25 protein-coding genes and 1 riboswitch are annotated in these 23,581 nt (G+C 70.9%); of the genes, 12 read left to right on the top strand and 13 right to left on the bottom strand.

Annotated elements, in window-relative coordinates; translation table 11 throughout:
- Nucleotides 1–8 precede the first annotated feature (8 nt).
- The 4 genes from thiD to FK268_RS12025 all read right to left on the bottom strand — a co-directional run bounded on the left by thiD (nucleotide 9) and on the right by FK268_RS12025 (nucleotide 4,726).
- Nucleotides 9–872, bottom strand: a complete 864-nt coding sequence (gene thiD, locus FK268_RS12010; protein WP_146434574.1) for a bifunctional hydroxymethylpyrimidine kinase/phosphomethylpyrimidine kinase — start codon at nucleotides 870–872, stop codon at nucleotides 9–11.
- Between the two features lie 35 nt (nucleotides 873–907).
- Nucleotides 908–2,590, bottom strand: a complete 1,683-nt coding sequence (gene thiC / locus FK268_RS12015; protein ID WP_146434243.1) for a phosphomethylpyrimidine synthase ThiC — start codon at nucleotides 2,588–2,590, stop codon at nucleotides 908–910.
- Nucleotides 2,587–2,699: riboswitch (TPP riboswitch) on the bottom strand. It overlaps the preceding gene by 4 nt.
- Nucleotides 2,700–2,729: 30 nt before the next feature.
- The gene (locus tag FK268_RS12020; RefSeq protein ID WP_158636092.1) at nucleotides 2,730–3,854 is read right to left on the bottom strand and encodes an ABC transporter permease; all 1,125 of its coding nucleotides are present in this window, start codon (nucleotides 3,852–3,854) and stop codon (nucleotides 2,730–2,732) included.
- A gap of 32 nt (nucleotides 3,855–3,886) precedes the next feature.
- Nucleotides 3,887–4,726 carry an ABC transporter ATP-binding protein gene (locus tag FK268_RS12025; RefSeq protein ID WP_146434246.1) on the bottom strand — a complete coding sequence of 280 codons (840 nt, stop codon included), beginning with the start codon at nucleotides 4,724–4,726 and terminating at the stop codon, nucleotides 3,887–3,889.
- A gap of 134 nt (nucleotides 4,727–4,860) precedes the next feature.
- Between FK268_RS12025 and FK268_RS12030 the strand changes: the two genes are divergently transcribed.
- A complete protein-coding gene (locus FK268_RS12030) occupies nucleotides 4,861–5,202 on the top strand; it encodes a GNAT family N-acetyltransferase (protein ID WP_146434248.1) in 342 nt (113 codons plus the stop codon).
- Between the two features lie 8 nt (nucleotides 5,203–5,210).
- Here the strand turns inward: FK268_RS12030 and FK268_RS12035 are convergent, their stop codons facing one another.
- Genes FK268_RS12035 through FK268_RS12045 form a run of 3 tightly spaced genes read right to left on the bottom strand, consistent with a single transcriptional unit; the run spans nucleotide 5,211 to nucleotide 7,175 of the window.
- Complete coding sequence (locus FK268_RS12035) at nucleotides 5,211–5,687, bottom strand: DUF1990 family protein (RefSeq protein ID WP_146434250.1); 477 nt, start codon at nucleotides 5,685–5,687, stop codon at nucleotides 5,211–5,213.
- Nucleotides 5,684–6,583: a GNAT family N-acetyltransferase gene (locus FK268_RS12040; RefSeq protein WP_158636093.1), complete on the bottom strand. Its 900-nt coding sequence runs from the start codon at nucleotides 6,581–6,583 to the stop codon at nucleotides 5,684–5,686. Before FK268_RS12040 ends, FK268_RS12035 begins: the two co-directional genes overlap by 4 nt.
- Nucleotide 6,584: 1 nt before the next feature.
- Nucleotides 6,585–7,175 carry a peptide deformylase gene (locus tag FK268_RS12045; protein ID WP_146434254.1) on the bottom strand — a complete coding sequence of 197 codons (591 nt, stop codon included), beginning with the start codon at nucleotides 7,173–7,175 and terminating at the stop codon, nucleotides 6,585–6,587.
- A 173-nt stretch (nucleotides 7,176–7,348) separates the two neighbouring features.
- Between FK268_RS12045 and napA the strand changes: the two genes are divergently transcribed.
- From napA to FK268_RS12100, 11 genes are all read left to right on the top strand, one after another.
- Nucleotides 7,349–7,675 (top strand): nucleoid-associated protein NapA, encoded by a 327-nt coding sequence (gene napA, locus FK268_RS12050; RefSeq protein ID WP_068533592.1) that lies wholly within the window; start codon nucleotides 7,349–7,351, stop codon nucleotides 7,673–7,675.
- A gap of 19 nt (nucleotides 7,676–7,694) precedes the next feature.
- Nucleotides 7,695–8,159, top strand: coding sequence for a LytR C-terminal domain-containing protein (locus FK268_RS12055; RefSeq protein WP_146434256.1), 465 nt, complete (start codon nucleotides 7,695–7,697; stop codon nucleotides 8,157–8,159).
- A gap of 118 nt (nucleotides 8,160–8,277) precedes the next feature.
- The gene (gene sodC / locus FK268_RS12060; protein ID WP_146434257.1) at nucleotides 8,278–9,012 is read left to right on the top strand and encodes a superoxide dismutase[Cu-Zn]; all 735 of its coding nucleotides are present in this window, start codon (nucleotides 8,278–8,280) and stop codon (nucleotides 9,010–9,012) included.
- Nucleotides 9,013–9,014: 2 nt separating this feature from the next.
- The gene (locus FK268_RS12065) at nucleotides 9,015–10,151 is read left to right on the top strand and encodes a glutamate--cysteine ligase (RefSeq protein ID WP_158636104.1); all 1,137 of its coding nucleotides are present in this window, start codon (nucleotides 9,015–9,017) and stop codon (nucleotides 10,149–10,151) included.
- A gap of 70 nt (nucleotides 10,152–10,221) precedes the next feature.
- Complete coding sequence (locus tag FK268_RS12070; RefSeq protein WP_231707046.1) at nucleotides 10,222–11,289, top strand: FecCD family ABC transporter permease; 1,068 nt, start codon at nucleotides 10,222–10,224, stop codon at nucleotides 11,287–11,289.
- Nucleotides 11,286–12,035 carry an ABC transporter ATP-binding protein gene (locus tag FK268_RS12075; RefSeq protein ID WP_146434261.1) on the top strand — a complete coding sequence of 250 codons (750 nt, stop codon included), beginning with the start codon at nucleotides 11,286–11,288 and terminating at the stop codon, nucleotides 12,033–12,035. The genes FK268_RS12070 and FK268_RS12075 overlap by 4 nt, the downstream gene beginning before the upstream one ends.
- 28 nt (nucleotides 12,036–12,063) lie before the next feature.
- Nucleotides 12,064–13,065, top strand: coding sequence for an ABC transporter substrate-binding protein (locus FK268_RS12080; RefSeq protein ID WP_146434263.1), 1,002 nt, complete (start codon nucleotides 12,064–12,066; stop codon nucleotides 13,063–13,065).
- Nucleotides 13,062–13,868 (top strand): Rossmann-like domain-containing protein, encoded by an 807-nt coding sequence (locus tag FK268_RS12085; RefSeq protein ID WP_146434265.1) that lies wholly within the window; start codon nucleotides 13,062–13,064, stop codon nucleotides 13,866–13,868. Before FK268_RS12080 ends, FK268_RS12085 begins: the two co-directional genes overlap by 4 nt.
- Entirely contained in the window at nucleotides 13,865–15,070 is a 1,206-nt protein-coding gene (locus FK268_RS12090) for an MFS transporter (RefSeq protein ID WP_146434266.1), read from the top strand. Before FK268_RS12085 ends, FK268_RS12090 begins: the two co-directional genes overlap by 4 nt.
- Complete coding sequence (locus tag FK268_RS12095) at nucleotides 15,067–15,984, top strand: GHMP family kinase ATP-binding protein (RefSeq protein WP_146434268.1); 918 nt, start codon at nucleotides 15,067–15,069, stop codon at nucleotides 15,982–15,984. The genes FK268_RS12090 and FK268_RS12095 overlap by 4 nt, the downstream gene beginning before the upstream one ends.
- Nucleotides 15,981–16,991, top strand: a complete 1,011-nt coding sequence (locus tag FK268_RS12100; RefSeq protein ID WP_146434270.1) for a pyridoxal-phosphate dependent enzyme — start codon at nucleotides 15,981–15,983, stop codon at nucleotides 16,989–16,991. Before FK268_RS12095 ends, FK268_RS12100 begins: the two co-directional genes overlap by 4 nt.
- A gap of 25 nt (nucleotides 16,992–17,016) precedes the next feature.
- On the opposite strand, the gene mnhG is transcribed toward FK268_RS12100, so the two are convergent.
- From mnhG to FK268_RS12130, 6 genes are read right to left on the bottom strand one after another with little or no spacing between them, the layout of a single operon-like run.
- Nucleotides 17,017–17,349 carry a monovalent cation/H(+) antiporter subunit G gene (mnhG, locus tag FK268_RS12105; protein WP_146434272.1) on the bottom strand — a complete coding sequence of 111 codons (333 nt, stop codon included), beginning with the start codon at nucleotides 17,347–17,349 and terminating at the stop codon, nucleotides 17,017–17,019.
- Nucleotides 17,346–17,669, bottom strand: coding sequence for a monovalent cation/H+ antiporter complex subunit F (locus FK268_RS12110; RefSeq protein ID WP_068571176.1), 324 nt, complete (start codon nucleotides 17,667–17,669; stop codon nucleotides 17,346–17,348). The genes mnhG and FK268_RS12110 overlap by 4 nt, the downstream gene beginning before the upstream one ends.
- Entirely contained in the window at nucleotides 17,669–18,364 is a 696-nt protein-coding gene (locus tag FK268_RS12115) for a Na+/H+ antiporter subunit E (RefSeq protein WP_146434274.1), read from the bottom strand. Before FK268_RS12115 ends, FK268_RS12110 begins: the two co-directional genes overlap by 1 nt.
- Entirely contained in the window at nucleotides 18,357–20,084 is a 1,728-nt protein-coding gene (locus FK268_RS12120) for a Na+/H+ antiporter subunit D (RefSeq protein WP_146434276.1), read from the bottom strand. The genes FK268_RS12115 and FK268_RS12120 overlap by 8 nt, the downstream gene beginning before the upstream one ends.
- The gene (locus tag FK268_RS12125; protein ID WP_146434278.1) at nucleotides 20,081–20,662 is read right to left on the bottom strand and encodes a Na(+)/H(+) antiporter subunit C; all 582 of its coding nucleotides are present in this window, start codon (nucleotides 20,660–20,662) and stop codon (nucleotides 20,081–20,083) included. Before FK268_RS12125 ends, FK268_RS12120 begins: the two co-directional genes overlap by 4 nt.
- Complete coding sequence (locus FK268_RS12130; RefSeq protein ID WP_146434280.1) at nucleotides 20,659–23,556, bottom strand: Na+/H+ antiporter subunit A; 2,898 nt, start codon at nucleotides 23,554–23,556, stop codon at nucleotides 20,659–20,661. The genes FK268_RS12125 and FK268_RS12130 overlap by 4 nt, the downstream gene beginning before the upstream one ends.
- Nucleotides 23,557–23,581 lie beyond the last annotated feature (25 nt).

Here is a 23,581-nt window from a genome sequence, read left to right on the forward strand (position 1 = left end):
GGGCCCCGTCAGCCCTCCCGGGCCACCGCCCACAGGGGGTTGACGGGGCCGTGGCCGGCGCCGAGCGGATAGGCCCAGCGCAGCCCTTCGGTCACCCAGGCCTTGCCGAACTCCACGGCGGCCGGCACCGTCGCGCCGTGGGCGAGCGCTGCCGTGGTCGCCGCGGCCAGGGTGTCCCCTGCGCCGTGATCGTGGCCCGTCGGGACGCGGAGCGCGGTGAACTCGACGGACTCGGCGCCGTCGGTCAGCAGGTCCGGGCTCTCCGGGTGCTCGCGGAGGTGGCCGCCCTTGACCAGGGCCCACTGCGCGCCCAGAGCCAGCAGGACCTCCGCGGCCGCCCGCTGGGTGGCGGTGTCCACCACCTCGATGCCGGTGATCAGCCGGACCTCGTCGAGGTTCGGGGTGACCAGGGTGGCACGCGGGAGCAGCACCGAGCGCAGCGCGTCCAGTGCCTCCGTCGCGAGCAGGGGATCGCCGTGCATCGACGCGGCGACGGGGTCGACGACGAGCGGCGTCGCGCGGCCCCGGCCGATGCCCTCCGCGTCGGCGGCCGCCGCCACCGCCTCGATGATCTCCGTGGAGGCCAGCATCCCCGTCTTCGCCGCCTCGACGCCGATATCGCCCGCGACGGAGCGGATCTGGCCCGCGACGATCTCCGGATCGACGCCGCGGAAGTCCTGCACGCCCACGCTGTTCTGGACCGTGACCGCCGTGATCGCCACGCAGGCGTGCAGGCCGAGCACGGCGAAGGTCCGCATGTCCGCCTGGATTCCCGCCCCGCCACCGGAATCGGAGCCGGCGATGGTCAGCACGCGGCGGGGCGCGGTGCCCCGCGGGGCGGTCGGCAGGCGCGACGGTGCGCCGACGGTCACCCTCGTCGTCTCGACCGCGACCCGACGGGGATCGCTCACGCGCGCGTGGTCTCGAGCGGGATGTACACGCGGCCACCGGCGTCGGCGAACTCCTGCGACTTCGCCGCCATGTCGGCGGCGAGCTTGGCGTCGATGTCCTCCTGGGTCACCAGGTTGTGCTCCTCCGCGTAGGCGCGCACATCCGCGCTGATCCGCATCGAGCAGAACTTCGGCCCGCACATCGAGCAGAAGTGCGCCGTCTTGGCGGGTTCCGCCGGCAGGGTCTCGTCGTGGAACTCCCGCGCGGTGTCCGGATCCAGGGAGAGGTTGAACTGGTCGACCCAGCGGAACTCGAAGCGCGCCTTCGACAACTCGTCGTCGCGGGACTGCGCGCCGGGGTGGCCCTTGGCGAGGTCCGCGGCGTGCGCGGCGATCTTGTAGGTGATCACGCCGGTCTTCACGTCGTCGCGGTTGGGCAGGCCGAGGTGCTCCTTCGGCGTCACGTAGCAGAGCATGGCGGTGCCCGCCTGCGCGATGATCGCCGCGCCGATCGCGGAGGTGATGTGGTCGTACGCGGGCGCGATGTCGGTGGCGAGCGGGCCGAGCGTGTAGAACGGCGCCTCCTCGCACAACTCCTCCTCGAGCCGCACGTTCTCCACGATCTTGTGCATCGGCACGTGACCCGGACCCTCGATCATCACCTGCACGCCATAGGACTTCGCGATCTTCGTCAGCTCGCCCAGCGTGCGGAGCTCCGCGAACTGCGCCTCGTCGTTGGCGTCCGCGATCGAGCCCGGGCGCAGGCCGTCGCCGAGGGAGAAGGTCACGTCGTACTCGCGGAGGATCTCGCAGAGCTCACGGAAGTGCGTGTAGAGGAAGGACTCCTCGTGGTGCGCGAGGCACCACGCGGCCATGATCGAGCCGCCGCGGCTGACGATGCCGGTGACCCGGTTCGCCGCCAGTGGGACGTACCGCAGTAGCACGCCCGCATGCACGGTCATGTAGTCGACGCCCTGTTCGCACTGTTCGATCACGGTGTCCCGGAAGATCTCCCAGGTCAGCTTCGTCGGATCGCCCTTGACCTTCTCCAGCGCCTGGTAGATCGGCACCGTGCCGACGGGGACCGGTGCGTTGCGCATGATCCACTCGCGGGTCTCGTGAATGTCCTTGCCGGTGCTCAGGTCCATGATGGTGTCGCCGCCCCATCGGGTGGCCCAGACCATCTTCTCCACCTCTTCGGCGATCGAGCTGGTCACGGCCGAATTGCCGATGTTCGCGTTGATCTTCACCGCGAAGGCCTTGCCGATGATCGCCGGTTCCAGCTCGGGGTGCTTGCGGTTCGCGGGGATCACCGCTCGCCCGGCGGCCACCTCCTCGCGGACGCGCTCGGGATCGAAACCCTCGCGGGCCGCGACGAAGCGCATCTCGTCGGTGATGATTCCCGCACGTGCCCAAGCGAGTTGGGTGCTCGCCCCGTCCACCGGCGCCGGCTTGTTCCAGCCGTCGCGGGTCTTCGGCAGCCCCTCGGCGAGGTCGTGCAGCTGGTCCTCGGCGGTGTACTGCGTGTACGGGCCGGAGGTGTCGTAGACGTCGTGGTGATCGCCGTTGGTGAGCGCGATGCGCCGGAAGGGCACGTGCAGATCGGCGGCACCGTCGGCGCCCGGAAGGGTGCGGTACTGCTTCTCCGAGCCCTCGATCGGGCCGACGGTGACGGTGGAGACGGGTGCGGATACAGACATGCGGGACTCCTCTTCCCTACGCCGGCATTACCCGGACAGGTTCGTACGGTCGACGCCCGATCGAAGACGTCCTCTCAGCTCACTGCGGTGAGCTCCCGTTGGTGTGCGTCACCGAGCGTAACGCACGATCCGCGCGACGTCAGGCGATGCGCACGCCCCGAGGGAGTCTGCTCGCGGGGACGCGCAGTCGGCGCGCCGCGAAGGCCAGCCCGATCCCGCCCAGAGCCAGGTTCGCCAACAGGCCCCAGTACCAGGAGTGGCCGAGGTAGCGCTCGCGATCGCGGGAGGTCTCGCTGCCGCCGTAAACGACATCGCCGTCGATCCGGAGCCCGCTGCTCGATCGCCGTGGGCATGTGCTGTCCTGATTCGCGTTGGGCGGAACTCGGGTCTCGGCAACGAGGTCGGCGATGGCGGCGAGACCCGACGGCGAGGGACGTCGAGCTGCGTGCTCGTCGCTGTTGGTGTAGTCGACGTACCGTCCCGGTCTACTGCCTCGGTCCGCGTCGCGGCCGTAGTCACGTTGTGCGGCGGCGTCCGCGAGAATGACCACCGGATTGGGGGAGGTCAGCCACCAGATCCGCTCAGTGTGTGTGACGGTGACCGATTCCGGCTTGAGGGTGCAGACACTCGTGTCGTCGTCGATGTACGTGTACTCCGGGCGCATTGCTGTGACCCGGCTCTCGGTAGCCGGCACGAGCAGGACAGTGATGAGCGGAAGGCCGACCAGTAGGAAGAGGACTGCCAGTTGAGTCACTGCGGCGGATCCGATCGGCCTGGAGAGCAGCGCGGAGAATCCCAAGCCGATTCCGCAGTAGGAGAGGAATATCAGCGACACGGCGAGTACCCCGAGCACCGAATACGCAAGGGGGTACTCCACGACCGCGATTCCCCAGATCAGGTAGGGCGATGCCACCGCCAGCAGTGCGCATGAGGCGAGCCACGCGCCCAGTAGTTTGCCGATCGCGAGCTGAAGACCGCTCACCGGTGTGGCTTGCACGACCGCGAGGGTCGCATCCTTGCGGTCGCCGTTGATCGAGGTCGCAGTCATCGTCGGGGAGATCACGAGCCCGAGGAAGCCGACGAATCCGAGTACGATAAAATACAGATTCTCTGTAAAGGTCTGCCATCCGTTATCCGGTGATGAGGTGGTGATAAACCACATCAGGCCCAGGACCACGGCGGAGACGACCAGGAAGAACAGACCGAGCAGCACGCGCCAGCGGGTGGCGCGGGTGCGCTGGCGCAGTTCCAGGCCGACGAGCACGCCGACGGTGCGCCACCATCTCGTGAAGCCGTTCATGTGCGATCAGCCTCCAGTGCGAAGTACGAGTCCTCGAGGGCGTTGGTCGCGCGGGCGAACTCGACGACCTCGGCACCGTCGGCGATCCGCTGCGCGAGATGTGCCGCGGCGTCGGCCTCGGAGGCGAAGGTGAGGTACGTGCCACCGCCGGGCGGTTCGCCGATCATCCGGATCCGCCACCGGGTCCCGGCGGATTCGGGTGGCGCCTCGGTGCGGCCCCGAGCCATCATCACCACGTCGTCGACCATCTCGCCGAGCTCCGTGAGGATGTGCGAGGAGACGAGGACCGCGACGCCGCTGTCGGCGAGGGCGCGCAGCGAATCGCGCAGTTCGAACCGCGACCGCGGGTCCATGCCGGAGGCGGGTTCGTCGAGCAGCAGGATCGGCGGATGGTGCACCATCGCACGCGCGAAGCCGAGGCGCTGCTTCTGCCCGCGGGAGAGCACCTGCGCCGGACGGTCGGCGAACTCCGACAGGTGGACGCGGGCCAGAAGGTCCGTCGCCCTGGTACGGGCCTCGTTCGACGGGACGTCGTAGAGCCTGGCGAAGGTGGTCAGGATCTCGTTGGGCGTCAACGAGTCCCAGGTCCCGAAGACGTCGGGCATCCACCCGATGCGACCGCGCAGATCCTCGGGTGCGATGGGCGCACCGTCGAGCTCGATGCTCCCCGCCGAGGGCCGGAGCAGGCCCGCGAGCATGAGGAGCAGAGTGGTCTTGCCGGCGCCGTTCGGGCCGACCAGGCCGGTGATCCGCCCCGGGGTGAGGGTGAGTGTCGCGTCGGCCACCGCGACGTGCTCCTTGAAGGTCAGCGACAGCCCGCGGGCGACCAGCGTCATGCGACCACAGTAGCGGCGATATCGAAATCGAGATCGCGAAACATGCATCGATCCGGACACGGCCGTGTCGACAACGACGTTCTGTCGGCCCCGCGGCGTACGGTGGAGTGATACGCATCACAACGGAGGTGTTCATGGCAGAGAAGGCCCAGGTTCCACCGCCCACGCTCGAGCTGAAGGAGCAGTTGCGGCTGTTCGACAATCCCGTTCGCGACCGGTACGAGCTCTGGGCCGGTGACGAACTGATCGGTGTCGAGGGGTACGAGTTCACCGACCACGGCGACATGATCCTGCTGCACACCGTCGTGATGGAGAAGTTCGGCCGTCAGGGCTTCGCCCGCGCCCTCGTCTCCGGAGTTCTCGACGATGCGCGCGCCCGCGGCAGGCAGGTGATCCCCGTGTGCACTTATGTGCGCTCGTTCCTGACTCGCTTCCCGCAGTATCAGGACGTGGTCACCTCGGCGGCGCACACCTAGGCGCACACCTAGGCGCGCAGCGCGCGGACGTATCGGGCGCGTGCCACCCGCTGCGCGAGGAGCAGCAGCGGGAACGCCGCGCGCCAGGGTCCGCGCGCTGCGGGCCGAGTGAGGGGCCGGATCGACAGCAGGACCGCGTTGCCTTCGCGGTGCACGACGAACGCCTCCTCACCGCGCACCGGGTGACCGGGAAGGGTGCGATAGGCGAAGCCGACGCGATCCCGCTCGTGCACCACCTCGACGACCTCGACGGGTTCGTGGACGGAGACGCCCGCGACGGTGGCGGTGATGATGAGGCGCTGTCCCATCTCGACCGGTGCGTCGGTCGCGACGGTGAAACCGCTGCGCGTCTTCACCACCCAGCGCAGCACGTCATGCGCGGCGCGGGCGAAGTCCTCGTCGCCCCGACCGATGAGCGTCGTGATCTCCGAGCGGCGATGGCCGGTAAAGCCGGTGGCCCACACCGCGTCGGCGGGACGGGTCATCGCGACTCGGTCCAGTAGTGGTAGCCGTGATGGCGGGTGAACCCCGTGCCGCGATACAGATTCTGCGCCGGGGCGTTGTCCTGCACCACCTCGAGGAAGACGCGCGGCGCCCCCTCGGCCGCCGCCCGCGCGCGCAATGCGCCGAGCAGCCGGGTGGCGAGGCCCCGTCGGCGATGCGCGGGTGCGACGGCCATCGAACCGATCCCGCCCCAGCGCGTCCCCGCGGCGTCCGCCGTGAGCGCCAGCCGGCCGGCGGCGACGGGCGCGCCGTCGGGTTCGACGAGCGTCGCGAACAGGACCTCCCCGTCGACGGAAGTCACGAGGGGTTCGACGGTGCCGGTCAGCGACAGCCAGGCCGCGTCCGGCGCGGCGGCGAAGCGCACCTCCCCGTCGGCCGCACCGTTGGCCTCGATGGCGGACGGGGCGGTCAGGACGTCCGTCGGCTGCACGGCGGGCGCGAGCGCGGCCGCGCCGGGGAGGAGCCGGTCGGACACCGTCAGGCGCAGGGGCAGGCCGCGGTCGGCGTACCAGGAGCGGACCCCGTCGAGCCGGTCCGGAGAGGCGTCGGGGTGCAGCGGTGCTGCCGCGCTCGCCCGGTTGCCCGGAAGTCCCGGAGCGGCGCGGCACAGCCAGCCGTCGACCCACTCCCGTTCCACCGACCACCACGAGCGGGCGCGCGCCAGGTCCAGGGAACGGATCTCGCTCGCCCGTACGGGTCGGGGCGGCACCGTCTTCCACCGGACGATCTCCGCCCGGGGGATCAACTGCTCCGTGCCGTCGCGGTCGGCCCGGACGCGCAGCGCGTCTCCGTCGGCCAGCAGGGTCCCGATGACATCCGAGGCCTGCCCGGACGGCAACAGCCGCCGGACGACCACGCGGTCACCCGGAACCGGCACGTCAGTGCCCGAACGGGTCTTCAACGGTGCCGGGCAGCCACGTCAGGCCGGGGACGGTCCACCCGTTCTTCTTGATGGCCTTCTTGGCCTGCCGCGCGTAGCGACCGGTGAGTACGTCGGTGTAGAGGAAGCCGTCGAGGTGGCCGGTCTCGTGCTGCAACATCCGGGCGAAGAAGCCGGTGCCCTCGATCTCGACCCTCTCGCCGTTGCGATCGGTGCCGACGACCTTGGCCCAGTCGGCGCGGCCCGTCGGGAAGGACTCGCCGGGCACGGAGAGACAGCCCTCCCAGTCGTCGTCGGGGTCCGGCATCGTCTCGGGGATCTCCGACGTGGTGAGCACGGGGTTGATCACCTCGCCGCGGCGGCGCTCGCGGGTCTCCTCGTCGGGGCAGTCGTAGACGAACAGGCGCAGATCGCGCCCGACCTGATTTCCGGCGAGGCCCACGCCGTTGGCGACGTCCATGGTCTCGTACATGTCGTCGAGCAGAGCCACGATCTCGGCGGAAGGCTTGCCGTCGCCGTCGAGCTCGACGGGCTTCGTGGGGGAGTGGAGCACGGGGTCGCCGACGATGACGATGGGGAGAACGGGCATGAATACACGGTAGTCGGGACGTGGTGCGGGCCGCACGGGTGCACCGGGCGCGGCGGCGCCGGCCGATGGTGCGCGGATCGGCGACACGCGCCCGTAGCCCCGCGGTGCCGCCGCCCGCCGTGGTTAGATTGACGCGAACTACAGAAGTGTTATTTCGAATGCGAGGGGAACGCATGGAGGGCGCCGGTGCGGCCGCGCAGAACACGGTCCGAACTGACGCGCAGCCCGTCGACGAGCGCGGCGAGGACGGTCTGACCAGGCGCGAGCACGACATCCTGGCATTCGAGCGCCAGTGGTGGAAGTACGCCGGCGCGAAGGAGGACGCGATCAAGGAGCTCTTCGGGCTCTCCGCGACCCGCTACTACCAGGTGCTCAACGCGCTGGTCGACACGCCCGAAGCGCTCGCCGCCGATCCCATGCTCGTCAAGCGTCTCCGCCGCGTCCGGGCGAGCCGGCAGAAGGCTCGCGCCGCCCGCAAGCTCGGCTTCGAGATCACGTGATCCGATACAGTCGGGTGTCGTGAGCACTCAGAACACCCGCGCCGTCCCGATCCGGACGATCATCATGATCCTGATCTCGGCCGCGATCATCCTCGCGGCGATCGGGGTCCACGGGCTCGTGACGCGCAACGACGATCCGCAGGCGGCGCTCAACGCCCAGGAGGCGAAGATCAAGGCCGCGGCCACGCAGACGGCCCAGCCGGCCGCCGAGAAGCCGACGGCCTGCCTGCTCTCCGTGGCCAAGGCGCCCGTCGCCGATGTGCGCGATCGTCTCACCAAGGCCGGCGTGACCGTGCAGGGCGACCCCGCGGCCTGGCCGAATCGTCCCGCAGCACCGCGTGCCACCACCGTGTACTTCGACGACGGTGGCGAGGCCGCGGCCAAGACCGTCGCGGCCGCACTTCCCGGATCCGCCACCGCCCCCCGGCCCGCCGGGCTCGAGGCGTGCGCGGGCGCGGTCGCCGTCGCCGTCGTGAAAAAGTAGCCGGCGACGGGCGCACCGGGGACCTGTCCCTCGCCGCGCAGGCGGCCCCGATATGATTTCGGGCAACACCAGCCCCAGGGCGGCCCAGCCCAGGTAGCCGTTCCATAAGGAGTCATCGATGACGAAGCGTCAGTTCCTCGCCCCGATCGCGATCCTTCCGGTGGCGGCGCTCGCCCTGACCGGCTGTACGCCCGACGAGCCGCGGGCCGACAGCCCCGGCACGACGCCCGCCGTTGTCACCGGTGCGACGGTGCCCGCCCAGGGCCCCGTCCGCAGCCTGGAGCCCAAGCCGCACGGCGAGGGCGAGAAGGCGGCTGAGAGCGCACCGTCGGCCGGCGGTGCCGAGGCCTCGCTCGTCAAGCCCGACGGCAGCAGCGCCGGTAAGGCCACTTTCTCCGAGAAGGACGGTGTCGTGGTGATCGACGTGCGCGTCACGGGCCTGACCGCCGGCTTCCACGGCATGCACATCCACGAGGTGGGCAAGTGCGAGCCGAACTCGGTCGCCAAGAACGGCGCGCCCGGCTCCGCCACCAACTTCGGCTCCGCGGGCGGCCACTGGCAGAAGTCCGGCGCCACCGGCCACCCGATGACCGGTGACCTCGTCTCGATCTACGTCAACGCCAACGGCACGGGCCAGACGGTGACCAGCACCGGCGCCTTCAGCCTGTCGGACATCAAGAAGAACGCCGACGGCAACGCTCTCATGATCCACGCGGGCCCGGACAACTTCGGCAACATCCCGTCGGCGCGCTACGCCAACATCGTTCCGGGCCAGCCCGTGCCGGACGAGACCACCCTCAACACCGGCGACGCCGGCGGGCGCATCGCCTGCGGCGTGATCAAGGTCGGTTAATCATCGAGCCCGTCGCCTTCGAGGCGTCGCCGCGGCCGACGATCGGCGTCGAGTGGGAGTTCGCACTCGTCGATCGGGAGACCGCGGACCTGGTCAGTAGAGCCGGGGAGCTGTTCGACGGTATCCGTGCCTCGCGGCCGGACATCGCGCCGCAGGTGCATTCGGAGATGCTGCGCAACACCGTCGAGGTGGTGACGGGTGTGTGCGAGAACACGGCCGGGGCGATGGCGGATCTGGCCGCGATCATCGGTGCGGTGCGCGAGACCTCGGACCGCATGGGCGTGGAGCTCTTCGGCGCGGGCACTCATCCGTTCGCGCAGTGGAACGCGCAGCAGCTCACGGAGAATCCGCGGTACGACGAGCTGATCGCCCGCACCCAGTGGTGGGGTCGCCAGATGCTCATCTGGGGCGTGCACGTGCACGTGGGCGTGAACCACCGAGACAAGGTGCTGCCGATCATCTCGGCGCTGCTCAACCACTACCCGCACCTGTTGGCGCTCTCCGCCAGCTCGCCGATGTGGGGCGGCCACGACACCGGCTACGCCAGTACCCGGGCGATGATGTTCCAGCAGCTGCCCACGGCGGGCCTGCCCTTCCAGTTCGAGCGGTGGAGCGAGTTCGAGCGCTTCGTGCACGACCAGAAGACCACCGGGATCATCGACCACCTCAACGAGATCCGCTGGGACATCCGTCCGGCGTGCCATCTCGGCACCATCGAGGTGCGGATCTGTGACGGCATGTCGAGCTTCGCGGAACTCGAGGCGATCGTCGCGCTGATCCACTGCCTGGTGGTCTGGCTGGACTCCCGCCTCGATGCGGGGGAGAGCCTGCCCACGTTGCCGCCCTGGCACGTTCAGGAGAACAAGTGGCGCGCCGCCCGCTACGGCCTCGACGCCATCATCATCCAGGACGCCGACAACAACGAGAGGCTCGTCACCGACGACCTCGCGGACCTGCTCGAGCAGCTGGCCCCCATCGCGGAGCGACTCGGCTGCACGCGGGAGCTGGCCGCCGTCGCCGACATCCCGCGCCGGGGAGCCTCCTACCAGCGCCAACGGTCCGTCGCGGGTGGCGTGTGCAGCACCGACGCCTACCGCGACGTCGTGCGGTCGGTGACGGGTGAACTGATCCTCCCGTAGCCCTCCGCGTCCCGGACGCATAGACGCATGCGGCTTTGTTAACGAAAATCATTGTCGTTAATGTTGCCGCGTGCTCATCACCCCGCCCGGCCGTCGTGCCTGCGCCCGTCCCGTGCTGTTGGCCGCCGCCCTCGCCGCGGCCCTGTTCGGGTCGATGGCGATCGCGGTCTCGCAGGGTGCTGCGACGGTGCCGCTCGACGACGCCCGCCGCCTCCTCTGGGCCGCGGTGAGCGGCGGAACGGTGGCCCGCGAGGACTACTCGACCTACTCCATCCTGTGGGACCTGCGCGTTCCCCGCGTGCTGCTCGCCGCGCTCGTGGGAGCCGGCCTCGCGCTCGCCGGTGTCGCCTGTCAGGCCCTCGTCCGCAATCCGCTCGCCGATCCGTTCATCCTCGGCATCTCCAGCGGCGCCTCCGTCGGGGCGAGCTTCGTTGTCACCACGGGTGTCGTCGCCGGGCTCGGCGTCGCCGGGACCGCGGGTGCCGCGTTCGTCACCGCGGTCCTCGCCTCCGTGCTGGTGTACCTGCTGAGCCGGACGTCCGACGGTGCTCTCAGTCCGGTCCGGCTGGTGCTCACGGGCGTGGTGCTCGCCTTCGCCTTCCAGGGCCTCGCGGGCGCGATCGTCTTCTTCGACCCGGTCGGAGATGCCGCGCGGTCTGTGATGTTCTGGCTCCTCGGCGGATTGGGCGGTGCGCAGTGGTCGGTACTACCGCTCGTCGCGGTGACCGTGGCGGTCTGCGGCGTGCTCACCGCGCGCCTCGCGGGCGTACTGGACGTGCTGTCCCAGGGCGACGAGGCCGCGGCCGCGCTCGGGCTGGACCCGCATCGCGCCCGTCGAGCGCTGTTCCTCGTCATCGTCGTGATGACCTCGGTCCTCGTCGCGGTCGCGGGCACGGTCGGGTTCGTCGGGCTCGTGGTCCCGCACGCCGTGCGCATGATCGTCGGACCGGCGCACCGCCGCGTGCTGGTGCTGGCACCGCTCGTCGGTGCGCTGCTCCTCGTCTGGGTCGATCTCCTGAGCCGCCTGGTGGTGGCCCCCCGCGAGCTGCCGCTCGGGATCGTCACGGCATTGGTCGGCGTGCCCGTCTTCATCGTGCTGCTCCGGCGTCGCGGCGGCCTACTGGGAGGTGCGGCATGAGGGTGGAACTGGATTCGGTCACCGTCGAGCTCGCCGGCCGCCGCATCCTCGACGGCGTGACGCTCGACATCGAGCCGGGGTCGCACGTCGGCCTCATCGGCCCGAACGGCAGTGGGAAGTCGACGCTGCTGCGCTGCCTCTACCGGGCGATCGCGCCCACCACCGGGGCCGTGCGCGTCGGGGGCGACGACCTCGTCGGGCTCCGGCGGCGCGACGGTGCCCGACGGGTCGCCGCGGTCACCCAGAGCGACTCCGGCCACCTGGGATTCACCGCAGAGGAGACGGTGATGCTGGGCCGGTTCGCCCACGGCGATGCCGGGAGTGACGAGGCGGCCCGCGCCTGTACGGCGGCGCTCGACGCGGTCGGCGCAGCGCACCTCCGCCGGCGCAGCGTCCTCGGGCTCTCGGGCGGTGAGCGGCAACGGATCCTCATCGCCCGTGCCCTCGCACAGGACACCCCGGTCCTCCTGCTCGACGAGCCCCTCAACCACCTCGACGTGCGCCACCAGCTGGATCTGCTGCGCCTCCTGCGGGCCACCACCAAGACGACCGTCACCGCCATTCACGACATCGACCTCGCCGCGCAGAGCTGTGATCGCCTGGTGCTGCTGGACGCCGGCCGGATCGTCGCCACCGGAACCCCGGCGGACGTCCTGACGCCGGACCGCATCGCGGGCGTCTACGGCGTTCGTCCCACCGTCGCGACGGCGGGCAGCGGCCCGCCGCGCATCCGCTTCGAACTGTAGAACCCGACCGATCGAGAGGATCGAGAAGATGCACCCCCGTTCCCTGCTCGCCGCCGCCGTGGCGGTGGGCGCCGTGCTGAGCGGCACCGCCTGCGGTGCGCGCCCCGCCGACACCGCCTCGGACGTCATCGACGTCACCAACTGCGGTGTGCGCCAGCAGTACCGGTCACCGACCGCGGCTGTTCCCTACGACGTCTCGGCGATCGAGAAGATGTTCTCCCTGGGGCTCACCGACCGCATCAAGGGCATCGTGCTCCCGAAGACGGTGCACGGCGTCATCGCGAAGTCCCCCTACCGCGACGAGTACGCCAAGGTCCCGATCCTCAGCGACGGAGTGCTCGCGCAGGAACCCCTCGTCGCCGCGAAGGCCGACTGGGTCTTCGCCGGCTGGCAGGCCGGCTTCAGCCCCGCCCGCGGAGTGACGCCGGAATCGTTGGGAAAGCTGCGGATCGACAGCTACATGCAGGAGGAGACCTGCTACAACTACGGCGACAAGCCGGTCGCACGCGCGGCGAACCCGATGGAGGACACCTACACCGACCTCACCAACCTCGGCGCGATCTTCCGCGTGCAGGACCGCGCGACGACGCTGGTCGACGGGCTCCGGGCACGGGAGCGCAGCCTGCAGGAGCGCGCCGACCGGAAGACGGTGAAGCCCTCGGTGTTCGTCTACGACTCGGGAACCGCCGAGCCGTACACCGCCGGGCGTCGCGCCGCGGCCGACCGGGTCGTCTCCCTTTCCGGCGGCCGCTCCGTGACCCACGATGTGGACGGGCGGTGGACCACCGTCGGCTGGGAATCCGTCGTGCAGGCGCAACCCGAGGTGATCGTCATCGTCGACTACGACAAGCAGCCCGCGCAACAGAAGATCGACTACCTGCGACGGTCGTCACCGATCAAGGACTCGCCCGCCGTGCGGGAGAACCGCATCCGGGTCGTCGACTACGCGGAGCTCGTGGCGGGGCCGCGGAACCTCGATGCCGCCCAGGCGCTGGCGGAGTACCTCGAGCAGAGCGGGACGGCCCGATGAGCGCACCCGGCACTGCACCCGAATCCGTTTCCGACGTGCTGGATCTCGCCCGTGAGGTCGCCGATGACGAGGTGGCCCGCAGCGTCTTCTTCGTCGCGCACGGCACCCGCCTCGCGGGAAGCGCGCAGCGGTACCGCAACCGCTACGTCCTTGTTCGCGTCGGGGACTCCTTCGGCGCGTGCGCCTTCGAGGACGGCGAGCTGGACCCCGGCGTGGCCGACCTGTCCGGCGAGCCGCTCGCGGCACTGCTCGATCACGCCGCGCAGCCGCTGCGGATCGCCGCCGCCGACGCCGCGCTCGGTGCCGCCGCACCGCACCGCGACGATCCGCGCGCGGAACTGCGGACCCTGCCGACCGGTACCCCCGACATCCGCGCGGTGGCGCGCGACGCGGCCGTGGCGGAGCTGCTCACGGTCGCTCCGGGCGCGCGGGTCGGCCTGATCGGCGTGGTCAATCCGCTGGTGGCCGCGATCCGGGAACGAGGCGGGGAGCCGCTGCTCGCCGACCGGAATCTCGAGCGCACCCAGTGGGGCGACCCCGTCGCCGACGATCATCGCGACGTCGTCGCGCGGGCGGACGTCGTGCTCGCGACCGGGATGACGCTCGGCAACGGCAGCTTCGACGAGATCGTGGCGGCCTGCCGGGAGCGAGGCGTGCCGCTGGCGGTGTACGCGCAGAGCGGCGCCGCGGTCGCCCGCGCCTTCCTCGGCGCCGGCCTCACGGCCCTCTCCGCCGAGCACTTCCCGTTCTCGCAGTTCTCGGCCGACGCCTCGCCGATGTACCTGTACCGGGGGCACGCGTGAGTGCGCCACAGGAACGGCCGCTGCCCGACCGGGTCCTCGTGCGCGCGGTGTGGCCGTTGCTCGCCGCCGCCGCGCTCGGCCTGGTGCCGTTCACCGTCATGGCGAACTTCCTCGTCGCCATCGCCGCCGATGCGCACGCGGGCGTCGACCTGATCGGGAGTCTCCGCGGCCTCGGCGGTGTGGCGGCGCTCCTCGTCGGGGTGGCCGCGGCACCGCTCCTCGACCGGCTTTCGCGATCGGCGGTGGCTGCGCTGGCACTGACCGTCCTCGCCGTGGGCTGCGGACTGTCGTTGCTGGGCAGCACGACGGCGTGGATCGCCTTCTGCCTGCTGATCGGCGCGGGAACGGCGGTCCTCAACCCCGCGCTCTCGGCGATGGCCGCCGACCGGTTCGACGCCCCCGCGGCGTCCGCGCGGGCCGCGACGCTGGTCTCCTCGACCATGACCCTCACGGCGGTCCTCGCGGCGCCCGTGCTGGCGGTGCCGGCGGTGCTGTGGGGGTGGCGCGCCGACATGGCGGCGACCGCCGTCGTGCTGCTCCTCGTCGCGGTCCTGATCGCGCAGCGCAGCGATCCGAGCGGCGGCGACACCCGACTGAGCTATCTGGACGCCTTCCGCACCGTCCGGTCGATCCCCGGCGCGACGGACGTCCTGGCGATCTCGCTGCTGCGCACGCTGGCCTTCATGGGCTCGCTCGCCTACATCGCCGCGGCCTTCGGCGAGCGCTTCGGCATCGGCACGGGCTGGTTCTCCCTGGTCTGGGCCACGTCGGGCCTGGCCTTCTTCCTCGGGAACTTCCTCGGCGGCAGGGTGATGCAGGACCGCGGCACGGATCGGCTGTTCCGCACGGCGGGGATCGCCATCGCGGTCGCCGCGATCGCGATGATCGCGCTCTACACCGTCCCGCACATCGCGGTGGCGTGGCCGATGGTGGCCGTCGTTTCGGCGGCACACGCCGTCATCGCCGCCGCCGTGACGACGACACTCGTGCGCGGGGCCGGGCCGGTGCGCGGCACCGTCCTCTCGCTCAACGGCGCGGCCCAGAGCGTCGGCGTCTTCGCCGGGGCCACGCTGGGCGGGGCCGCGCTCGCGGCCGGCGGGTGGACCGCCGTGGGGCTCGTGCTCGGTGGCGCCACCGCCCTCGCGGCGGTCTTCGCCCTGCGGGCCTCCGTCCGGTTGCGCGCCGGGGAGCCGGTCACATGACGGGGCGACGCGCGGCCTCCCGGGGCCGGGGCACGGGCCGGAGCGCCGGCCACCACGGCGAACTCCTCCAGGGACGCTTCCGCTGCCCCGTCTTCGACGAGTGCCCGGGCCTGGTGACGGTGCCGATCGGCACCGTCGGATCCGTCGCGGTGTTCACGCCCGACGGCGACGACCGCGTGCGGACCCGGACCGACGGTGGCGCACAGGATCTGGAGAAGGCCCGACGCGCTGCCGAGGCGACGATCGCTCACCTGCGCGCGCACGGTGCGCCCGGCCTCACCGGTGGTGAACTGCGGGTGACCCGGACGGCCGCCGTCGGGATCGGACTCGGCTCCTCCACCGCCGACGTCCTCGCCGCAGTCCGTGCGGTCGCGGACTCCGGCGGCGTCCACCTCGACACGGACACCGTCGCGCGCCTGGCGGTCGGTGCCGAGGGAGCGTCCGATCCGCTGTGGTCCGACCGGCCGATCCTGTTCGCGCACAGGCACGGCCACGTCATCGAGGAACTGGGGCCGGAGCTCCCGCGGATGCTCCTCGTGCGGTGCGTGCTGGGCGGCCCCGTCGACACCCTCGCGCTCGCCCCGGCGGGCACCGGCGACGTGGAGGAGTACGAGGAACTGCGCGCCCTGCTGCGGCGCGCGGTCGCCGACGGCGATGCCGCGGGTGTCGCCGCCGTCGCCACGCGGAGCGCACGGCTCAACCAGAGCAGGCACTACAAGCCGGATCTCGATCGGCTCATCGCCGCCGCTGAGCGGGCCGGCGCTCTCGGTGTGCAGGTCGCCCACTCGGGGAACGTGGCCGGGCTGCTCTTCGCGCACACGCTCCCGGACCGGGTGCGCCGGGCGGCGGATCGGGTACGCGCAGAAGGATTCCGGGTGGACGCCGAGCCGCTGCCGATCGGCGGGGCCGCATGACGGCGTACGGGCACATCGCGGAGGCACTGAGCCGGCCCGCCCTCATCCGGGCCGAGGACGCGCGCTACTTCCTGCGGTTCGAATCGATGAAGGTCGCCTCCGCCCGCGCCGCGCTACGAGCCGCCCTGGACACGGGGCGGGTCCGGCCCGGCGGCACCGTCATCGACTCCTCGTCGGGCATCTACGCCTACGCCCTGGCGCTCGCCTGCCACGAGGCCGGCGTGCGGTGCCGCATCATCGGATCCACCACCATCGACGAGGGTCTGCGACTCCAACTGCTCGCCCTCGGCGTCGATCTGGAGCAGATGCCGCCGTCGGAGTCGCTCAAGCTCGACCAGGACCGCCGCGTCCGCCGCATCACCGAGTTGCTCGCCGAGGACCCGTCGTTGCACTGGATGCGGCAGTACCACGATGCGGTGCACTACCGGGGCTACCGCGACATCGCGCGCAGCGCCGCCGCGGAGCTGGCCGCCGCCGGCGTCGGCTCGGTGCGACTGGTCGCGCCGGTGGGATCGGGCGTCTCGAGCGGGGCGCTGCGGCTCGGCTTCGAGGAGGCGGGCCTGGCGGTTCGGCTCGTCGGGGTACAGCCCTTCGGCAGCATGACCTTCGGCGCCGAACACGTGGAGGACCCCGCGATGCTCATCGCGGGCATCGGCTCGTCGATCCGGTTCGAGAACGTCCGGCACCGTCTCTACGACGTCATCCACTGGGTGTCCTTCGACATCGCGCGGATCGGCGCGCACCGGCTGCTGGCCGATCACGCGCTGTTCGCGGGTCTCTCCTCCGGGGCGGGGCACGTCGTCGCCGGGTACGAACAGGACCAGGGCGAGTTCGTCGACGCCACCGTGCAGGTGCTCCCCGACACCGGCCACCGATACCTGCGCGCGCTGACCGAACCTCTTCCGGCGGAACGGGAGACGGTGTCGCCGCACCTCGTCGACGATCCGTCGGACATCGCACTGCCCTGGTCGCGGATGTCGTGGGCCGGACGGCCGGGCGCGGAGTGAGCCGGGGCGGACGGCGCCGGCGCCGCTAGTCGCGGCTGCCGGTCTCCATCTGGTCCGGCTCGATGGTCCTGTCCCGCAGGCGCTGCTCCTGATAGGCAACGCGGCCCACGCGGTGCGCGACGGCCGGCGCGGTGATCATCGTGAACAGGCCCACGAGCACCAGCATCCAGACGTCGACGGAGTCCGTCATCCGGACGATCGCGCCGGCCAGGAGCAGGAGGAGGCCGAGGGTCTGCGGCTTCGTGGCCGCGTGCATGCGGGTCAGCGTGTCCGGGAACCGGATGATGCCGATCGCCGCGGTCACCGCGAAGACGGCACCGGTGAGGAACAGGATCGAGGAGACGACGTCGACGATCATCGCAGGCCTCCCGTCCGCGGCGCGATGTCCGGCGTCTCGTCGGGCGGGGACGGGGCGGTGCCGGCATCGTCGGGCACGCGGAACCGCACCACGGAGACCGAGCCGACGAAGCCCACCAGCGAGAGCGCCACGATCCCGGGGATGACCGACGAGTTGCGGCTGTACGCCGCCCACACCGCGAGCCCGCCGACGGCGATCGCGACCAGCGCATCCACGGCCACGACCCGGTCCAGCGTGTTCGGACCGCGCAGCAGGCGATAGGCGGTGAGGAAGGCGGCGATCATCAGGATCACGCCGGTGATCACGAAGACGACGGTCATTACTTCTCCTCCCCGTCCGGCTGGTGTGCCTTGCGGTAGGCGATCTCGGGCGCGGCCATCCGCCGGGCATCGCCCGCCAGGCTGCGCGAGCCGGGGGTGACGTGGTGGTACTCGTCGTCGTCGATACCGTGCATCGGGCTCGCGTGCCACTCGCCCTCGCGCTCGAAGGCGTCGATGAACAGGCGCTCGAGGCGCGCGGTGCTGCGGTAGAACTGCCGCACCGACTTCTCGCTGCTCACGTCGACCACGTGCACGTAGAGCAGGCGCCGCTTGGTGTCGATCTCCAGCACCATGGTGCCGGGGATCAGGTTCATCATGTCGACGAGCAGCGTGAGCACCAGATCGGACTTGATCGATACCTTCGCCCGCAGGACCGCGCTCAGCGGCATCGAACCGGGCCGGATCGCCAGCCAGGCCACCTCGATCGACGAGCGGAACATCTCCACGACGAAGACACCGATCAGCTTGAGCAGCGCCCCGAGGTGCACGCGGCCCTCCACCGGGACCGGTGGCAGCGGCAGCAGCAGCAGGATCGCGAGGCCCACGAGCAGGCCACCGGCGATGTTGCCCCAGGTCACGCCGCCCCACAGCATGACCCACACCGCGTCCAGCCAGAGCAGCTGCCCGAGCTTGACGAGGACGGCGCGGCCGTCGCGCAGGTCGGGCAGGACGCGGGTCACGAGTCGTTTAGCCATGCGCGCCTCCCTCCCGGTTCTGCGGTGCGACGGTGCCGGGCGCGTCGCCCCGCGCATCGGTCAGCGGCTGGTACGCGTGCCAGCCGCCGGCACCGTCGGGCGTCTTGAGCTTGGCGAGAGCCTCCGGACCGAGCACCGCCTCGATGTAGTCGGCGCGGCCGATCAGCTGCGCGGCGGCGCGATCGGTGACGCTGAACATCGGTCCCGCGAGGAGCGCGAGGATCAGTCCGACGCCGAGCAGGCCCGCGGTGGGCGCGACCATGCTCATCGGCATCCGGCCCGGATCCTCGCGGTCGGCGAACTCGATCACGTCGGCGTCGTCGAGGAGGGCCTCCGGATGCGCGACGGCCAGCTGCCCCTCCGGGGCATCGGCACGGGCGCGCCAGAAGGCCTTCGTCCACACGCGGATCACCGCGTACAGCGTCAGCAGGCTGGTGATCACGCTGCCCGCGACCAGCAGCCATGCCACCACCGAACCCTGCTGCACGCCGGCCTCGATCAGGCCCACCTTGCCGATGAACCCGGAGAAGGGCGGGATGCCGCCGAGATTCAGCGCGGGCAGGAAGAACAGGATCGCCAGCACGGGACTGGCCGCGGCGAGCCCGCCGAGGCGGCGCAGGGAGGCCGCGCCCGCCTGGCGTTCGATGAGGCCCACCACCAGGAACAGTGTCGTCTGCACGAGGATGTGGTGCACCACGTAGTAGATCGTCGAGCTCAGGCCCAGCGGCGTCGAGAGCGCGATGCCGAAGATCATGTAGCCGATGTGGCTCACCAGGGTGAACGAGAGCAGGCGCTTGATGTCGGTCTGCGCGATGGCGCCGAGGATGCCCACGATCATCGTGAGCAGGCCCGCGATCATCAGCACGGTGTCGAGCGAGCCACCCGGGAAGAGCAGCGTGTGCGCGCGGATGATCGCGTACACGCCGACCTTGGTGAGCAATCCCGCGAAGACGGCCGTGACCGGGGCGGGCGCCGTCGGATAGGAGTCCGGCAGCCAGGTGGACAGCGGGAAGACGGCCGCTTTGATCCCGAAGGCCACGAGCAGCACCGCGAACAGCGTGGTCCGGGTGCCCGACGGCAGGTCCTGCAGCTTGATCGCCATGTCCGCGAGGTTCAGCGTGCCCGTCGCGAAGTAGGCGTAGGCGATGCCCAGCAGGAAGATCACCGACGAGACCATCGAGACCATCACGTACGAGACGCCCGCCCGGATGCGGTCGGCGCTGCCGCCCACCGTCAACAGGACGAAACTCGCGGCGAGCAGCATCTCGAAGGAGACGAACAGGTTGAACAGGTCGCCCGCGAGGAAGGCGTTGCACACGCCCGCCGCGAGGATCAGGTAGGTGGGGTAGAAGATCGAGACGGGCTGGTGCTCGTCGCCGTCGCGGATACCCTGGCCCACCGAGTACACGAGGACGCCCAGCAGCACGATCGCCGAGACCAGCACCATGAGCGCGGCCAGCTGATCGGCCACCAGCGTGATGCCGAGCGGCCCGCCCTTGCCGTCGCGGTCGCCCCACCCGCCGACCTGCAGTGCGACGGTGCCGTGCCGGTCCGTGTAGTAGAGCATCGCGGCGGCGACCGCGACGATCGCCGCGAGTGAGATCAGCGAGATCAGGCGCTGCAGCCGGGGGTGCCGGCCCATCACCATGGTGATCGCGGCCGCCACGATGGGCAGCACCGTCGGCAGCGGGATGAGCGCGAGCATCACCGATTCGGTCATCGCTCGTCCTCCTTCTCCGCCGGCGGCAACTGCTTCTCCCGGGGCACGCTGGGCAGGGGTAGCGCGCCGGTGTCGACCATGTCGACGCGCGCCCGCTGCATCTCCTCGGGGGAGAGCGGCTCGCCGTCCGGGCCGAAGGCGTCGCCCAGGGCCGACGGTGCGCCCGTGATCGGGTCGTCCGAGGCGTCGTAGTCCGGATCCTCGTCGGCGCGATCGGCGTCGCGCTCGAGGACCTTCGTGTCCTCGGGGTCGTCGTCGACCTCGTCATCGGTGTTGATGGTGAAGGAGCGGTAGGCGAGCGCGAGGATGAACGCGGCCATGCCCATCGTGATGACGATGGCGGTGAGGATCATCGCCTGCGCCAGCGGGTCCGCCTCCGTGAGCCTCCCTTCCGAGAAGTACCCGACGATGGGCGGGTTCCCGGGCGGGGAGGACACGGCGAGGATCAGCAGGTTCACCGCGTTGCCGAACAGGATGATGCCCATGAGCATGCGGGTGAGACTGCGGTCGAGCAGCAGGTAGACGCCGGTCGCGACCATGACGGCGATCGCGGCGAAGAGCCCGATGTCGATGATCATCGCGCGCCACCCCCCGTCTGGACGGGCAGGGGCGAGGTCATGTCGGCGGGGGATCCCTCCAGGTCGAGTCTGGCGCCGAGGCTGCGCAGCACGTCGAGGACCAGGCCCACGACGATGAGGTAGACGCCGGCGTCGAAGATCAGCGCCGTGACCACCTTGACGTCACCGAAGACGGGCAGGGTGAACTCGTACGCGACCGACGACATCGCCGGGGCGCCCGCGAGCAACGAGACGATGGTGCCGCCCGCCGCGAGCAACAGGCCGGTGCCGAGGATGCGACCGGCGTCGAGCGGGAGGGCCTCGCCTATCTCGTACCGGCCCCCGGCGAGGTAGCGCAGCACCAGCGCGAGACCGGCGGTGAGGCCGCCGGCGAAACCGCCGCCCGGCGCGTTGTGGCCGGCGAAGAAGAAGTAGACCGAGACCACCATGATCGTGGGGAAGGCCAGGCGCGAGGTGATCTCCAGGACCAGCGAGCGGTGCCGCGGGTCGCGCAGCGCGGAGCCGCGCAGCCACGTGGTGCCGGGCGCTGCCGCTGCCGCGGCGGCCGCAGCGGCGCTCACGCGCGGCGCGGAGCCGAAGCGGCGGTTGCGGAAGACCAACGAGGCCACGCCCGTCGCCGCCACGAGCAGCACCGAGATCTCGCCGAAGGTGTCCCAGGCGCGGATGTCCACGAGGATCACGTTGACGGTGTTGTGCCCGTAGCCGAACTTGTAGGCCTGCTCGGGCAGCCGGTCCGCGACGGGGGCGGCGACCCGCGCGGCGCGGGCCGCGATCGCCACCACCACGACCATCGCCGCGACGGCCACGCCGAGCAGCGCCCGCACGACCCGGGACGGCCGGCTGCCGGTGATCGGCGCCTCGGCGGGCAGCTTGCGCAGCACCAGCACGAAGATCACCAGGGTCAGCGTCTCGACGAGGAACTGCGTCAATGCCAGGTCGGGCGCGCCGTAGATCGCGAAGATCACGCCCGTGCCGTAGCCCGTCACGCCCACGACGAGCACCGTCGCCAGGCGGTTGCGCAGCACCACCGCCGTCAGCGCGCCGGCGCACATCAGCACCGAGATCGCGAGGAACAGCGGCGAGGCCTCGACCCGCAGGTCGGGCCGCGCCCGGGTCCCGAGGGTCAGCACCAGGATCGGCAGCAGCACCAGCGTCAGCAGGATCGTGCCCTGGGTGAGGGGGAGCGAACCGCGCTGCGTGCTCTGCGTCATGCGCAGCGACAGCACGTCGGCGCCGCGCAGGGTGGCGTCGTAGAGCCGGTCCGCGTTGCCCAGGAGCACGCTGTTGCGCCGCCGCAGCCGGGAGAACGGGCTGTGCGGCTGCGCGATGACGATGCCGGCCCCGATGATCAGCACCGTCAGCAGCAGCGGCAGCGTGAAGCCGTGCCACAGCGCCAGGTGGTAGGGCTCCTCCGCCGACGGGAAGGACTGGTCCGGGTACTCCGCCAGGACGTGGTCGAGCCGGGTCGAGAGGACCCCGTCGATCAGGCTGAGGACGGCGAGCAGGCCGGGACCGGCCAGGAACAGCGGGCTGATCGCGTGCATGTTCTCGACGGCGCTCGTCGGCTTGGACTGCCCTTTGCGCCCGAACGCGCCCCACAGGAAGCGGATGCTGTAGGCCACCGTCAGCGCCGAGCCGACGCACATGCCGACCAGCAGGACCACCGGGATCGGTGCGGGCAGGGAGGCGTGCAGCATCGTCTCGAGTGCGGCCTCCTTACCGACGAAGCCGTACAGCGGCGGGATGCCCGCCATCGACGCCGCGGCGAGTGCGGCGATCACGGCCAGCACCTTCTGCCTGTCGCCGAGCATCGCCAGGCGCCGGATGTCGCGCGTGCCGGTCGCGTGGTCGATGATGCCGACCACCATGAACAGCGTCGCCTTGAACAGGGCGTGCGCGGTGAGCATCGTCATCCCCGCGAGCGCGACGTTCCGCTCGCCCGTTCCGACGAGCACCATCAGCATGCCGAGCTGGCTGACGGTGCCGAAGGCGAGGATCAGCTTGAGGTCGAACTCGCGGAGCGCACGCCACCCGGCCAGGATCATCGTGAGGATGCCGAGGCCCAGCACGATCACGCGCCAGGCGTTCAGATGCGCGAACGCGGGCGCGAGCAGCGCGACGAGGAAGACACCGGCCTTCACCATGGCCGCGGCGTGCAGGTAGCCGGAGACCGGCGTCGGCGCCGCCATGGCGCCCGGGAGCCAGAAGTGGAAGGGCACGATCGCCGACTTGCTGATCGCGCCGATCAGGATGAGCACGACGCCGACCTCGACCCCGATGGAGATCGTCGACGGGTCGGCGACGGCGCGGGCGATGACCTCGGAGAACAGGTACGTGCCGTAGTGCTCGCCCAACTCGACGATGCCGACCAGCATCGCGAGGCCGCCGAGTGTGGTGACCAGCAGTGCCTGCGTCGCCGCGCGCCGGCTGGTCGCGCGTTCGGCGTAGTAGCCGACGAGGAGGAAGCTCAGTACCGAGGTGAGCTCCCAGAAGACGTACATCACCAGCATGTTGTCGCTGACTACGAGGCCGAACATGACGGCCATGAAGGCGACGAGCTCGGCCGCGAAGGTGGGCAGCTTGCGGGTGTTGGTGACGCCGGTGAAGTAGCCGGCGCAATAGACCAGGATGACCGCGCCGATCCCGAGGACCAGCACGGACATGACCGCGGACAGCGGCGTGAGCCGCAGGTCGACGTTCATGTTCAGCGCGGGGACCCACTGCACCGATTCGGTGCGGTCGGGTTCGCCGCTCGTCGGCCAGACGCCGATGACCCAGACCAGCGCTGCTGCGGGGACGACGGCCAGGCCGAGGAATCCGCGCGCGCCGAAGCGTCCGACCACAACGGGGGCGGCTAAGGTCGCCAATGACAAACAGGCAAGGATGACAAGCAAGGGCACTCCGTCCTTCATGAGCGGG

Origin of the sequence: Tsukamurella sputi, assembly GCF_007858445.1 — a bacterium.
GTDB lineage: Bacteria > Actinomycetota > Actinomycetes > Mycobacteriales > Mycobacteriaceae > Tsukamurella > Tsukamurella sputi.

What these genes read in the sequence shown, in the direction of transcription:
- thiC (WP_146434243.1), bottom strand. Translation starts at nt 2,590, where the DNA reads ATGTCTGTATCCGCACCCGTCTCCACCGTCACCGTCGGCCCGATCGAG.
- FK268_RS12025 (WP_146434246.1), bottom strand. Translation starts at nt 4,726, where the DNA reads ATGACGCTGGTCGCCCGCGGGCTGTCGCTGACCTTCAAGGAGCACGTC.
- FK268_RS12030 (WP_146434248.1), top strand. Translation starts at nt 4,861, where the DNA reads ATGGCAGAGAAGGCCCAGGTTCCACCGCCCACGCTCGAGCTGAAGGAG.
- FK268_RS12035 (WP_146434250.1), bottom strand. Translation starts at nt 5,687, where the DNA reads ATGACCCGTCCCGCCGACGCGGTGTGGGCCACCGGCTTTACCGGCCAT.
- FK268_RS12045 (WP_146434254.1), bottom strand. Translation starts at nt 7,175, where the DNA reads ATGCCCGTTCTCCCCATCGTCATCGTCGGCGACCCCGTGCTCCACTCC.
- napA (WP_068533592.1), top strand. Translation starts at nt 7,349, where the DNA reads ATGGAGGGCGCCGGTGCGGCCGCGCAGAACACGGTCCGAACTGACGCG.
- sodC (WP_146434257.1), top strand. Translation starts at nt 8,278, where the DNA reads ATGACGAAGCGTCAGTTCCTCGCCCCGATCGCGATCCTTCCGGTGGCG.
- FK268_RS12075 (WP_146434261.1), top strand. Translation starts at nt 11,286, where the DNA reads ATGAGGGTGGAACTGGATTCGGTCACCGTCGAGCTCGCCGGCCGCCGC.
- FK268_RS12080 (WP_146434263.1), top strand. Translation starts at nt 12,064, where the DNA reads ATGCACCCCCGTTCCCTGCTCGCCGCCGCCGTGGCGGTGGGCGCCGTG.
- FK268_RS12085 (WP_146434265.1), top strand. Translation starts at nt 13,062, where the DNA reads ATGAGCGCACCCGGCACTGCACCCGAATCCGTTTCCGACGTGCTGGAT.
- FK268_RS12095 (WP_146434268.1), top strand. Translation starts at nt 15,067, where the DNA reads ATGACGGGGCGACGCGCGGCCTCCCGGGGCCGGGGCACGGGCCGGAGC.
- FK268_RS12100 (WP_146434270.1), top strand. Translation starts at nt 15,981, where the DNA reads ATGACGGCGTACGGGCACATCGCGGAGGCACTGAGCCGGCCCGCCCTC.
- mnhG (WP_146434272.1), bottom strand. Translation starts at nt 17,349, where the DNA reads ATGATCGTCGACGTCGTCTCCTCGATCCTGTTCCTCACCGGTGCCGTC.
- FK268_RS12110 (WP_068571176.1), bottom strand. Translation starts at nt 17,669, where the DNA reads ATGACCGTCGTCTTCGTGATCACCGGCGTGATCCTGATGATCGCCGCC.
- FK268_RS12115 (WP_146434274.1), bottom strand. Translation starts at nt 18,364, where the DNA reads ATGGCTAAACGACTCGTGACCCGCGTCCTGCCCGACCTGCGCGACGGC.
- FK268_RS12120 (WP_146434276.1), bottom strand. Translation starts at nt 20,084, where the DNA reads ATGACCGAATCGGTGATGCTCGCGCTCATCCCGCTGCCGACGGTGCTG.
- FK268_RS12125 (WP_146434278.1), bottom strand. Translation starts at nt 20,662, where the DNA reads ATGATCATCGACATCGGGCTCTTCGCCGCGATCGCCGTCATGGTCGCG.